10 protein-coding genes are annotated in these 12,999 nt (G+C 62.6%); 8 read left to right on the top strand and 2 right to left on the bottom strand.

Annotated features, from left to right (window positions below; genetic code table 11):
* The first annotated feature begins 159 nt into the window (after positions 1 to 159).
* Complete coding sequence (recO, locus tag AC070A_RS19665) at positions 160 to 906, top strand: DNA repair protein RecO (RefSeq protein WP_113479439.1); 747 nt, start codon at positions 160 to 162, stop codon at positions 904 to 906.
* 16 nt (positions 907 to 922) lie between these two features.
* Complete coding sequence (locus tag AC070A_RS19660) at positions 923 to 1,432, top strand: PaaI family thioesterase (protein ID WP_058320258.1); 510 nt, start codon at positions 923 to 925, stop codon at positions 1,430 to 1,432.
* Between the two features lie 177 nt (positions 1,433 to 1,609).
* Here the strand turns inward: AC070A_RS19660 and AC070A_RS19655 are convergent, their stop codons facing one another.
* Complete coding sequence (locus tag AC070A_RS19655) at positions 1,610 to 3,622, bottom strand: PhoX family protein (protein WP_112947545.1); 2,013 nt, start codon at positions 3,620 to 3,622, stop codon at positions 1,610 to 1,612.
* A 296-nt stretch (positions 3,623 to 3,918) separates the two neighbouring features.
* Between AC070A_RS19655 and AC070A_RS19650 the strand changes: the two genes are divergently transcribed.
* From AC070A_RS19650 to AC070A_RS19640, 3 genes are all read left to right on the top strand, one after another.
* Positions 3,919 to 6,738: a DUF2339 domain-containing protein gene (locus tag AC070A_RS19650; protein ID WP_113479440.1), complete on the top strand. Its 2,820-nt coding sequence runs from the start codon at positions 3,919 to 3,921 to the stop codon at positions 6,736 to 6,738.
* A 6-nt stretch (positions 6,739 to 6,744) separates the two neighbouring features.
* A complete protein-coding gene (locus AC070A_RS19645) occupies positions 6,745 to 7,401 on the top strand; it encodes an HD domain-containing protein (RefSeq protein WP_057252781.1) in 657 nt (218 codons plus the stop codon).
* An 80-nt stretch (positions 7,402 to 7,481) separates the two neighbouring features.
* On the top strand, positions 7,482 to 8,333 hold the full coding sequence (locus AC070A_RS19640; protein ID WP_110878406.1) for an MOSC domain-containing protein: 852 nt from the start codon (positions 7,482 to 7,484) through the stop codon (positions 8,331 to 8,333).
* Positions 8,334 to 8,395: 62 nt separating this feature from the next.
* Here the strand turns inward: AC070A_RS19640 and AC070A_RS19635 are convergent, their stop codons facing one another.
* Positions 8,396 to 9,328 carry a phytanoyl-CoA dioxygenase family protein gene (locus tag AC070A_RS19635; protein ID WP_113479441.1) on the bottom strand — a complete coding sequence of 311 codons (933 nt, stop codon included), beginning with the start codon at positions 9,326 to 9,328 and terminating at the stop codon, positions 8,396 to 8,398.
* 127 nt (positions 9,329 to 9,455) lie between these two features.
* Between AC070A_RS19635 and AC070A_RS19630 the strand changes: the two genes are divergently transcribed.
* The 3 genes from AC070A_RS19630 to nadA all read left to right on the top strand — a co-directional run bounded on the left by AC070A_RS19630 (position 9,456) and on the right by nadA (position 12,921).
* A complete protein-coding gene (locus tag AC070A_RS19630) occupies positions 9,456 to 10,322 on the top strand; it encodes a helix-turn-helix domain-containing protein (RefSeq protein WP_113479442.1) in 867 nt (288 codons plus the stop codon).
* 109 nt (positions 10,323 to 10,431) lie between these two features.
* Positions 10,432 to 11,670, top strand: a complete 1,239-nt coding sequence (locus AC070A_RS19625; protein ID WP_113479443.1) for an MFS transporter — start codon at positions 10,432 to 10,434, stop codon at positions 11,668 to 11,670.
* 171 nt (positions 11,671 to 11,841) lie between these two features.
* A complete protein-coding gene (gene nadA / locus AC070A_RS19620) occupies positions 11,842 to 12,921 on the top strand; it encodes a quinolinate synthase NadA (protein ID WP_057252773.1) in 1,080 nt (359 codons plus the stop codon).
* Positions 12,922 to 12,999 lie beyond the last annotated feature (78 nt).

Raw genomic sequence — 12,999 nt, 5'->3', positions numbered from 1 at the left:
GCTCTTCCGTTCTATTGTCAAAGACGGCGTCGAGGCGGCGACAGCATGTCGCAAATGAGGCAACCAGTGAGTGTGGCCGAAAGGCGACAATCGGCCGTGTCACGCTGGCTATCGCAACTTCGCTTGATCCGCTTTCGACCGCGGGTGTATGCCATATCCATGCAATGGAGCGATCAGGCTATTATTCTCGGCATACGACGGCACGGCGAAAGCTCTGCCATCGTGGAGGTCATGAGCGCCGCCCACGGCCGACATCTCGGCATGGTGCGCTCGGGCCGCTCGCGCATCATGCAGCCGGTGTTGCAGCCGGGAAATTCGGTGGAAGTCACCTGGCGCGCGCGGCTTGACGAGCATATGGGCGAATTCCGCATTGAGCCGGTGGAACTGCGCGCTGCGCGTTTGATGGAAACGGCAACCTCGGTCTATGGCATCCAGGCGCTCGGCGCACTCCTGCGGCTGCTGCCTGAGCGTGACCCGCATCCGCATCTCTACGAGGCGCTGACTGTCATCGTCGATCATCTCGCCGATCCGGCCGATGCCGGAGAATTGTTCGTGCGCTTCGAGCTCGCGGTTCTCAACGATCTCGGCTTCGGGCTCGATCTGACGGAATGTGTGGCAACCGGCGCCCGCACCGAGCTTGTCTATGTGTCGCCGAAATCGGGCAGGGCGGTTTGCCGCTCGGCCGGGGAACGTTATGCCGACCGCATGCTGGTATTGCCGGAATTCCTCTCCGCCGAAGCACGCCGGGCTGCCGATCACGACAGCCTTGCCGCCGCTTTCCTCCTGACCGCCTTCTTCCTCCACCGCCATGTCTATGAGCCGCGCGGCCTCGACGTTTCTTCCGCGCGCGACGGCTTCGTCCATGCGGCACTCAAAGCGCTGAAAGCGCAATCCTCAGCCGCCTGATCCCCAGGAGTTATCAATGTATCAAGAACTTTATCCCGGCATGTCCGTATCCGGTATCGGCGTGCTGTCGCTCGACCGCGTCGCCCGCGACGGCGGTCTCAAGGCGATGCAGGACTTGCTGAGCGGCGAGCTGCCGGCGCCGCCGATGTCGAAGACACTGAAGTTCGGACTGAGCGAAGTCGAAGACGGCCGGGTGGTCTTCAAGGGATTTCCGACCGAGGAACATCTCAATCCGCTCGGCACGGTGCATGGCGGATGGACGGCGACGATCATGGACTCGGCGCTCGGCTGTGCAGTTTTCACCACGGTGAAACCCGGCGAGGCCTATACGACAGTCGAATTCAAGGTCAACCTCGTCCGGCCATTGCTCCCTGGCATGGGCGAGGTCTTCTGCGAGGGGCGCATCGTGCATCGCGGCCGAACGATCGCGACTTCGGAAGCCTGGCTTCGCGATGGAAACGGCAAGCTGCTGGCCCACGGCACCGAAACCTGCGCGATCTTCCCGATCGACAATCTGCGGCGTTAAAAGCAATTACAGGAAAAGTGCGAAGCGGTTTTCCGTCCGGAATTGCGTCGCTTCAAATACATTTCCAGGAAAAGTGCGAAGCGGTTTTCCGTCCGGAATTGCGGCGTCAAATAAAACTCCAGAAACAAGAAACGCCGCGCAGTAGCGCGGCGTTCTTCTTTGCGATCGCAGCTTTTGTCAGCCGATACGGCCGCCGCCCTGCTTGGTCACCGCGACGACGGCCGGGCGCACCGGCATGTCATCCCTAAAATCAGGCCAGCGGGTTGCTGGCGTCTCGAAAGTGGCAAGACCGGCGTCGCCCGGGTGCTGGACGGCCAGGAAGAAGGTGTCCGACGTCGGGTTGAAGCAGGGACCGCACATTTCAGCGCCAACCGGCACGCGGAAGAAGAGCTTCGACGTGCCGCGGGCATTGCCGTCCGTGTCGATCGCCCAGATGCCGTCGGTGCGGCCAGTTTCCTTCTGGTTGTTGCCGTCGGTCGAAACCCAGAGGCGGCCGTCGGTGTCGATGGCGCAGTTGTCGGGCATGCCAAACCAGCCGTTCTTGGTGGTCGCCGTCGAGAACGAGGCGCCAACCTCGGCAACGGCGGGATCGCCGCACTTCAGCAGCACGTCCCAGCGGCTCTTGAGCGACGCGAAGTCGCCGTCGGTCTCGGTGATCTCGACGATGTGGCCAAAAGCGTTCTTGGCGCGCGGATTGGCGGCGTCGACTTCTTCTGCCTTGCGCTTGGTGTTGTTGGTCAGCATCACGTAGACCTTGCCCGTCTTCGGGTTCGGCTGAACGTCCTCCGGGCGATCCATCTTGGTGGCACCGAGCGCGTCGGCGGCGAAGCGGGTGTTGATCAGCACGTCCGCCTGCGAGGCGAAGCCGTTGGCTTCGGTCAGCGGGCCTTCGCCGTGGGTAAGCGGCATCCAGGTGACGGTGCCGTCCTCGTCGAACTTGGCGACATAGAGCGTGCCTTCGTCGAAGAGGTCCATGTTGGCGGCGCGATCATCAGGGTTGAAGGCGCCCTTGGTCACGAACTTGTAGACATAGTCGTAACGCTCGTCGTCGCCGGAATAGAGCACGACGCGCCCATCCTTGTTGACGATCGATTCACAGCCTTCGTGCTTGTAGCGGCCGAGTGCGGTGCGCTTCTTCGGTACCGAGGTCGGATCCAGCGCGTCGACCTCGACGATCCAGCCGAAGCGATTGGCTTCGTTCGGTTCCTTGGAGACGTCGAAACGGTCGTAGAAGGAGGCCCATTCGTACTGGCCGCCCGGTGCGCCCAGGCGCTTGAGCTGCTTGTACTCCGGGTGGTCTTCGGCGAGCTCGCCGCCGAAATAGCCGTTGAAGTTTTCTTCGGCCATCATGTAGGTGCCCCAGGCGGTGACCCCGCCGGCGCAATTGTTGATCGTGCCGAACACCTTCTTTCCCGTCGGGTCGGACGGCGTCTTCAGGCGGTCATGACCGGCGGCCGGCCCGGTGATCTGCATCTCGGTGTTGACCGTGATGCGGCGATTGTTCTTGCCGTCGAGAACCGGCTGCCACTTGCCGTCGACCTTGCGGATCTCGATGATCGTGCCGCCATGGGCGGCCATTTCGATGTCGACCAGTTTCTTGGTGTACTCACCGAGAACGACCTTCTCTTCCTCGACTTCCTTGCCGTCCTTCGTCACCTTTTCCTTCACGACGCTGGCGAAGGCCGGGAACATCAGCTCGGCATTGGTATATTCGTGGTTGACGACCAGGAGGCCATGGTCGGCGCTGCCCTCAAGCGGAATGAAGCCGACATAGTCGTTGTTGTAGCCGAACAGCTTTTCCTGGGCGGCGGCCGTCTGGTTCTTCGGGTCGAACTCCGGGCTATCCGCGAAGATCTTGTCGCCCCAGCGCAGCAGGATGTCGGCATCATAACCTTCGGCGACATGGTGCTTCTCGTCGACGCCGGCTTCGATCTCGGTGAAGTCGAAGCGCGAACCTTCCTCGGCGCGTGCTTCTTCGGCAGTCAGGAGAGCCAGTGGGCTGACCGTCGTCGAAATCGCGGCAACGGCGAGCGAGCCGCCGATGAACGAGCGGCGCGAGAAACGGCGATGGATGATGTCGCCCATCGTCGGGTTGGTGGAACAGTTGTGGCCAATGTCTTCCAGCTCTTCCCTGCGTTCCGTCAGCGTCTTGAATTCGGTCTCTTCCGTCTGGCCGAGATGCTTGTCCATGATCGGGTCTCCTGGTTGAACGATGGAAACCACCGCGCCGAGACAGCGGTGTTCATCCGCCTGTATCAGTTGCTCGGTGACAGTTCTGCGACAATTCCGTGAAGAGATTACAGTGCTCGGCCGTCTATTGCATGTTTCCTTGAATCGTCACCGATTTAAGGAAACATGCCGCAATGCTGAGTGCTACAGCGACCTTTGTGAGTCTGATAAGACGCGCGGCGCTGTAGAGATTTGGCGAGCGTACAAAAGTTTGTATGGTTGCGCCGAGCACGCCGGTGCGACCGTCAGGGGAATACATGTTCGAACTCTTTGCTTTTCTTGCCTTTATCCTCGCTCTTTCCGCCTTTGCCGGCGGTCGCAAGACGGCCGAGCGGCTGGGGGCCGAAATCGCCGCGCTGAAGGCGGAGGTCGCGAGGCTGAAGACCTCATCGGGCGAAGGCGTTCAGGCCGAAGCGACGACCGAAGACCTCGCCGCCGCGCCCGAATTGCCGGTGGAACCGGACACGGTCGAGGAGGCTGCGATCGGCCTGACCGCCGGCGCGCGCGAGGGTGCCCGGATCTTCGGCGACGCGGAGAACGCGGCGGAAGACATCGAGGGTGGCGAGACCATTGCCGCCAGCACCGAAACGCCACAGCCGGTTCCGGCTGCGGCCCGTCAGACCGAAAGCCTGGAAAGCCGCCTCGGCGCGCGTTGGGCGGTCTGGGTCGGTGGCATTGCGCTCGCGCTCGGCGGCGTCTTCATGGTCAAGTATTCGATTGATGCCGGCCTCCTGAGCCCGGCGGTTCGCCTGACGCTTGCCGCCCTGTTCGGTCTCTTGCTGATGGCGGCAGGGGAGGTCATTCGCAGGCGCGCGGTGCCTGTCATCGCCAATGAGTTCCAAAATGCGATGATCCCCGGCATCCTGACGGCGGCCGGCGCCGTCACCCTGTTCGGTGTCGCCTATGCCGCCTATGGCATCTACGGCTATATCGGCACGGGCGCGGCATTCGTTCTGCTGGCCGCGATCTCGCTGGCGACCGTTGGTCTGTCGCTGCTGCATGGGCAGGCGCTCGCCGGCCTCGGTCTGCTTGCCTCGCTCGCAACCCCGGCACTCGTCTCGAGCGACGAACCGCGCCCCTGGGTCCTCTTCGGTTTCCTCTCGGTAGTCTGGCTTGCGACTTTGCTCGCGTCGCGGCTGCGGACTTGGACGGTAGTGCCGACCCTTGCCAACGTCGGCATCGGGCTTTGGGGGCTTGCCTATATCACTGCGGCCTCGCCATTCGAACCGCTGCCGGTCACATTTGCGCTGTTGGTGATGATCGTCGGCATCGGCCTCGTCTGGCCAGGTGCTACGGAAGCTGCACCCGCGCCCGAAGTGCCTGAGGGTGCGCAGCGGCGCGGCGCCGTTGCCGGACAGTGGGAACGGTTGTTTATCCCGCCGCATGCGGCAATCTCCATTTCCGCGGCCATCGCCGCCACGGTGCTTGCGCTCCTTCTGATCAGCCCGGCGGTTTCCGCGGCGACGTATCCGGTGACGGAGTTTGCCGTTGTCATTGCTGTCCTCGCTGCCTTGGGAGCCTGGCGAGCGACGGCGGTCTATCCCGCCGTGCTTTCGGCCGTCGGGGCAGTGGCCGGCGTCTGGAGCCTGACGGCGCTGAGTGGTGTGCTCGCCTATCTCGATCCCTCGCTCGCCGACGCTCTGCCGACGATCGTCCTGCCTGGCCGCACCGCCATGATCACGGCAATGCTGCTTGCGGCGCTGTTCGTGTTGCTCGGCGGCTTCGTGCTATCGCGCCGCCTCGTCACGCATCCGCACTATTCGACCCTTTGGGCCGGCATCGCCGCGGTTGTCCCGATCGCCCTGACGGCGATGTCGTTCCTGATGACCGGCAACTATGCCTTCGATCTGCCGCACGGCCTGTTCTCGCTCTTCGCCGGAGCCGCGCTGCTCGCGCTGGCGGACTGGCTTTACCGTCGCGGCGGCGAGGCGGAGGCGCGCGATATCGCGGCTGGATTGCTGGTCGCCGGTTCGTTCGCGTTCTTTGTCCTTGCCTTTCATGCCTGGACCGATGGGCTCGTCACCACACTTGCGATTGCCGTGCTCGGGACGGCCTATGCGCTCGCGACACGCATCCGCACCTGGCCGATCCTGCCCTGGATGACCGGTGCTGCGGCTGTGGTCGTTCTCGGGCGCATCGCCTGGGAGCCGACGATCGTCGGTGCCGGCAATCTCGGCACCACGCCTGTCTTCAACGCGCTCCTGCCGGGCTACGGCATTCCCGCCGCGCTCCTCGCCGGCTCCGCCTATTTCCTGAGATCCTGGTCGAACACACGGGTACGCAACCTCCTGCAGGCGCTCGCCAGTCTCTTCGTGCTCTTGACGCTCGCGATCCTCGTGCGTCACGCGATGAACGGCGGTGTGCTCGACAGCGCTGTGCCGACGCTCGGCGAGCAGTCGATCTACACGCTGCTGGCGATCGGCGCCTCGGCGATCTTCATGAGCCTCGACATGAAGTCGCCGAGCCCGGTCTTCCGCTATGGCGGCATGGGCCTCGGCGTACTTTCGATGTTGTCGGTGCTTTCGGCGCATCTCCTCGGCCTCAACCCTTACTTCAGCGGCGAGCTTCTCGGTCATATCCCGTTCTTCGATCTCCTGCTGATCGGCTATCTGCTACCGGGGCTCGGCTATGCGGGGCTGGCCTGGTATGCGCGTGACAAGCGGCCGTTGCCCTATGTCATGGCGCTTGCGGTCAGCGGCGCTGTGCTGGCCTTCGCCTGGGCGAGCCTCACGGTCCGCCGTGCATGGCAGGGGGAAAACATCGCGGATTGGAAGGGTTTCCTGCAGGGGGAGACCTACACCTATTCGGTTGTCTGGCTGCTGCTGGGCGTGTTGCTGCTCGTGCTCGGTTCGCGTTTCCATGCCAAGAGCATTCGCATCGCTTCGGCCGTTCTCGTCTTCGTCGCTGTCCTGAAGGTGTTCCTGATCGACATGTCCAACCTCGAAGGTTTCCTGCGGGCCCTGTCCTTCATCGGCCTTGGCGGGGTATTGATCGGGATAGGGCTCTTCTATCAGAAGATCCTGTCCGGTGTCGGCGTCGCATCGACGGCGCCGACAGATCCTGCCGAACAGCAATAGGACGTCATGACACATATTTCGAAACTGGCGGCAGCCTTCGCGCCGCATGAGGATCTCGCCGCGGTGCTGCTGCCGCATGCCTTTGCCGCCGATGACGGCTCGCATGATGCCGCGCATCTGATCCGCGTCTGGAAGAATGCTGCGCGCATCCACGCGGAGGAGGGCGGCGATACGCGTTCGCTCGCCGCCGCCGTCCTGCTCCATGATTGCGTCTCGGTCGAGAAGAACTCGCCCTTGCGCACCCAGGCATCACGTCTGGCGGCGGAGAAGGCGACCGGCATTCTGCAGGAACTCGGCTGGGGTACGGGAGAGACCGGCGCCGTGGCGCACGCCATCCTGACCCACAGCTTCTCCGCCAACATTGCACCGGAGACGCTGGAGGCGAGGATTCTTCAGGATGCCGACCGGCTGGATGCGATCGGTATGGTCGGCGCCGCCCGCTGCTTCTATATCGCCGGGCGCATGGGCAGCGGTCTCTATGACCCCCTCGATCCGCTGGCGGAGGCAAGGGAACTCGATGACAAGGCGTTCGCCATCGATCATTTCGAGACCAAGCTGTTCCGGTTGGCCGATGGCTTCAAGACCGAAGCTGGCCGCCGATTGGCGGCGGAGCGCGAGGAGCGCCTGCGCGACGTGCTTGCCATGATGCTCGATGAAATCTAATTCTTTCAAGATATTGCCGCTATCCCGTGAATCGGATCGTCAGGCGCTTGAATCTATTTTTGAACATGAAGGAATTGTCCATGAAGGTGACCGGTCTCAACATTCATCCGCTGAAAAGCGGCCGCGCCATCGCCCGTGAGACGGTTACCGTCAACCTCGATGGCGTCGAGGGCGACCGGCGCTTCATGCTGATCGAGCCGGACGGGCGCTTCATCACCCAGCGCGAATTGCAGGCGCTGGCGAAGGTCGAAGCCAGCCACATCGATGGCGGTGTGCATCTTAGGATGGGCGACCGGGAAACCTCGGTACGCTTTGATCCGGATCGCCGGCTGAACGTCCAGGTCTGGGGCAGTGAAGTCGATGCCGCCGTTTCCGACGATACGGCGGATGAGACGCTGTCCGCATGGTTCGGCCGCCCGGTCAAGCTTGCCCACATGGACGCCTCGGCCGAGCGCTTTGTCGGTGCCGAGTGGGCCGGCACCGCAGCGCCTGTCGGCTTTGCCGATGGGTTCCCGGTCCTGATCACGACGACCGGCTCGCTCGCCGATCTCAACCGGACCCTCGCCGAAAAGGGCCAGGAGCCCGTCGGCATGGACCGGTTCCGCACCAACATCCTCGTCGATTGCGACGACGCCTGGGATGAGGATTTCTGGGAAAGCGTCGAGATCGGCGGCATTCGGTTCGATCTCGTCAAGCCCTGCGCCCGCTGCATCATGACGACACAGGATCAGATCACCGGCGAGCGTATTGGCGGCAACCCGATCCAGGGACTGGCCGAAAAGCGCATGTCCTCCGATCGGCGCGTGCCCGGCGTGCTCTTCGGCTGGAACGCGGTGCCGCGCAGCGAAGGCACCCTAAAGCTTGGCGATGAGGTCAAGGTCACCGGCCGGCGCGGTGAACGCTGGCCGATGAAGGTGCGTGCTTCGGCTTAAATCGGACGCAACTCCGGACGGAAAGCCGTTTCACATTCTTCTCGGAATTGCTCCGGGCCGCATCACGCCCAGGGCGTGATTCCGAGAAGCTTGGCGCCGAGATCCGAGAGGCTGGCGGGGGAGGCATTGTGCTTCTCCCATTGGCGCGGGTCGCCGGGAAAGGCGTCCCGCTTGGGGTGGTCGAGCTCCCGCCACAGCCGCACCCGTTCCTCGCGCTCGGCGACATTGTCCCATTCCGCCGGATGCATCGAGATATATTGCGCCATCCGCACACGGTCGTCGGAGTGGTTGGGGCGCACACCATGGGCGAGCAGGCTGTTGAAGATCATCAGGTCGCCGGCCTCCATCTCGATGTTGACAGTCGAGAGACCGGCCATGTCGGGGTGCATCGGGTCGCGGCCGGTAGCTTGCGTCTTCTCCCAGCTTTCGAAGTTTTCGAAGAGTTCCGGCACGCATTGGAAGCCGCCGACGTCGCCGTCCTGTTTCTTCAGGCTCAGCACGCCCTGAACGCCGATCGGCAGCGGCCGGATCGAGGTGTCGACATCCCAATGGATGAATCCGTCAGGATTGCCCTTCACCTTCTTCGGCGGATTGAGGTTGGCGCGGTCAATCGTCACCCACAGATCCTCGCGATCCCAGATGTCGACGAAGGCGCCGTAGATGCGCGGCTCCTGCCGGTTGTCCCAGAGATACTGGTGATTGTAGATCTCCAGCATGCCGGTGTTGTTGAGTTCCTTCATCTTGTGCTCGCGCCGCTGCGGCGCATACCAGGTCGAAGGATCGCTCGGATCCTTCTCGTCGAAGCGCCAGAGCAGGTCGACAAGGCGCTCGACATTGGCCGGCGGCACCGCCTGGCGCACGATGACATAGCCCCTGGTGATCCAGTGCTGCCAGTCCGCTTCCGAAAGCACGCGCAGCGGCAGCCGCTTCTTGATGTCCTTCAGTTGTACCTCGAGATTGGCAGCCGTGGGGTGGCTGTCTCTGAGCGCCTGCATGAATGTCTCCTCGCCTTGAATGTTCGATTGGTCGATGGAGAAAGCCTAGCCTTCCGGTCGAGGCCATGTTGCACGAAGCATGCCAAAATTGATACGATTCTGGCACCGTGAGGCGAAGGCATGCAACATGAAGGCTGTTTTGCAGAAAATACCGCGGGCGACCAATGCTTCGTCGATCCTGCTCGACCGCCGCCTCGACGTCGCCATCCCGTTCCAATGGCACCATCATCCGGAGTTCGAACTGACGCTGACGCTCAACTCGCGCGGCCAGCGCTTCGTCGGCGACCATATCGGCGCCTATGACGACGGCGATCTCGTGCTCGTCGGTTCCAACCTGCCGCACACCTGGCACTCGTCGGGTAAGATTGACGATGCCGAACCGCACGTGGCGCTGGTGCTCTGGTTTCATCCGGAATGGGTGGAACGTCTGGACGACGGCTTTGTCGAGCTCACCGGTGTCAAGGCGATGTTCGAGCGATCCGCCCCGGGCTTGCAGTTCACTCCGGAAGTTGCCGCCCGTGTCAGGCCGCTGTTTGAAGGGTTGCGCAGGCTGGCGCCGGAGGAACGGCTGCCGGATGTCCTGTCTCTGCTGACGATCCTGGCGCGTGAGCAACAGGTGGCGCCGTTGTCCAGCCGTGTCGTCACGCCGTCAGGCCGATCGGTCGATCGCGGCCGCCTCGACCGTGTGCTCGATCATATCCATCTGCATTACGCCGAGAACCCATCGATGGACGAACTCGCTGACCTTGCCGCGCTCAGTCTTTCGGGGCTGCATCGCCTGTTCCTGCGCCACCTCAACATGCCGGTCTCGGAGTATCTGATGCGGTTGAGGATTGGCGAAGCCTGCGCGCTGCTCAGCGGCTCTGGACGATCGATCGCCCACATCGCCGAAGCAGTCGGCTATCGCTCGATCGCCAACTTCAATCGACAGTTCAGGGCGGCGAAGGCCATGACACCCCGGGAGTTCCGCAACCGGTTCCGCAGCGCCGCTTGAAAGAGGAGTCCTGGCGGCATCAATTTCGGTGATCGCGGCGTCAATATAATTGGCTTTTATCTGTTTTAGCCGCCGCCTAGGATGCCGCTCCATCAATCGGAGATATTTCATGTCCGCTGTTTCCGGAGCATCCGCACCGTCCCATGCCCGCCAGGAGATGCCCTGGCTGATCATCGCGGCTGGTTCGGTCGTTGCGATGCTCACCTTCGGCCCGCGCTCGGCGATGGGCTTCTTCCAGTTGCCGATGCTCGCCGACACCGGCTGGGACCGGACGACTTTCGGCCTTGCGATGGCCTTGCAAAACCTCTGCTGGGGCTTGAGCCAGCCCTTTTTCGGCGCGATCGCTGACCGGTTCGGCACTTGGCGGGTGCTTGCCATGTCGGGCCTTCTCTATGCTGCGGGCCTCATCATCATGGCCTTTGCCAATGCGCCGATCTGGCTGCATATCGGTGGCGGCGTGCTCGTCGGCATGGCGGTCGGCTCCGGCTCCTTCGGCATTCTCCTGTCGGCCTTTGCCCGCAACGTCACGCCGCATCAGCGGTCGCTCGCCTTCGGCATCTGCACGGCGGCGGGCTCTGCCGGTATGTTCCTGTTCGCGCCGTTGAGCCAGGGGCTGATCTCCGCCTATGGCTGGTCGGACAGCCTCGTCTATCTCGGCGTCCTCATGCTGCTGGTGCCGTTCTTCGCGATTCCACTGCGTGGCAATGCCTCCTCCGGTCGCCAGAGCGAGGCGCAATACAAACAGTCGATCGGCGAGGCGTTGAAGGAAGCGCTCGGCCACAAGAGCTACCTGCTCTTGGTCTCTGGCTTCTTTGTCTGCGGCTATCAGGTTGCCTTCATCACCGCGCATTTTCCGGCCTATATCGGCGATATCGGCATCGACGCGCGCTATGCGGTGATTGCGCTGGCACTGATCGGCTTCTTCAACATCATCGGGTCGCTGTCTGCGGGTTTCATCGCCCAGCACTATTCGAAGCCCTACTTTCTGGCGCTGATCTATATCGCCCGCTCGGTGGCGGTGACCGCCTTCCTGCTGCTGCCGCAGACGCCGGTCTCCGTCGTCATCTTCGCGATCGTCATGGGCCTGCTCTGGTTGTCGACCGTGCCGCCGACCAACGCGCTGGTCGCCATCATGTTCGGCACGCGGCATCTGGGTCTGCTCGGCGGCATCGTTTTCCTCTCGCACCAGGTGGGTTCGTTCCTCGGTGTCTGGATGGGCGGATACCTCTACGACCACTTCGGTTCCTACGATCCGGTGTGGTGGCTCGGCGTGGTGCTCGGCATCTTCGCTGCGATCGTCCATTGGCCGATCGAGGAGAAGGGCGTGGTGCGGCCGGCGATGGCCTGACCGCATGTACAAATTGGGGCACTGCGAAAAACAGCGCTCCATTCTTGAATTCTGTCACAAAACTTTCTAAATCAACCCATGCGGCTTTGCCGCTTTTGTTTTGGTTCAATTATGCTCAGATTGAGCATAATTGAAAAGGCTGCCCGGGAAGAGGGCGGAGAGGAGATCTCGATGACGCGCGTTGTTTCCCGCAAAGAGGCGGTGGCGAACCCGGTTCTTGTCAGCGCTGCCCAGCGCTTTGGTGTCATCGAAAGACCCGAACTTGCCTTCACGCCAGCGGTCGCACGCGAGACGGAACATCTCTATGAGAAGGTGAAGGATTTCATCCCGGCGATCGAGTGGCCGGTCTACGCGCCCTATGTGCACGCCATCAACCGGCTGAAGAAGGAGCGCAATGCCGTCATCCTCGCGCATAATTATCAGACGCCCGACATCTTCCACTGCGTCGCCGATATCGTCGGCGACTCGCTGCAGCTTGCCCGCGACGCCAGCAAAGTCGATGCAGAGATCATCATTCAGTGCGGCGTGCACTTCATGGCCGAGACCTCGAAGCTGTTGAGCCCTGAAAAGACGGTTCTGATCCCGGACGGTAAAGCCGGCTGCTCGCTGTCGGAATCGATCACCGGCGCCGATGTGCGCCTGCTGAAGCAGCGCTACCCCGGCGTTCCTGTCGTGACCTACGTCAACACCTCCGCCGACGTGAAGGCCGAGACCGATATCTGCTGCACCTCGTCCAACGTGCTTGACGTCGTCGAGAGCCTGGAATCCGACACCGTGCTCTGCATCCCCGACGAATATCTGGCGATGAACGTCGCGCGCCAGACCAACAAGAAGATCCTGACCTGGAAGGGCCACTGCGAGGTGCATGAGCGCTTCACCGCTGCCGAGCTGCTCGCTTACAAGGAAGCCAATCCGGGCATCGAGATCATCGGCCATCCGGAATGCCACCCGGATGTGATCGCCGTCTGCGATTTCGCCGGTTCGACGTCGGGCATGATCAACTATGTCAAGGACAACCGCCCGTCGAAGGTCCTGCTCGTCACCGAATGCTCGATGGCGTCGAACATCCAGGCCGAGATCGAGGGCGTCGAGTTCGTCAAGCCCTGCAACCTCTGTCCGCACATGAAGCGCATCACGCTGCCGAAGATCCTGGACAGCCTGCTCAACATGACGGAGGAGGTTCTCGTCGATCCGGCGATCGCCGCCCGCGCCCGCCTTGCGGTCGAACGCATGGTGAACCTCAAGCAGTAACGATTCCGCCTGGCGGGTTCGCCCGGCCTACAGCGCCGCGCGCCTTATAAGGCGCGCAAAGGTCGCTGTAGAATATAG

This window comes from Ensifer sp. GW101-20A05, assembly GCF_059424735.1.
Note: the sequence above shows the minus strand (reverse complement) of the source record. Positions and strands in the feature narration are given on the sequence as shown.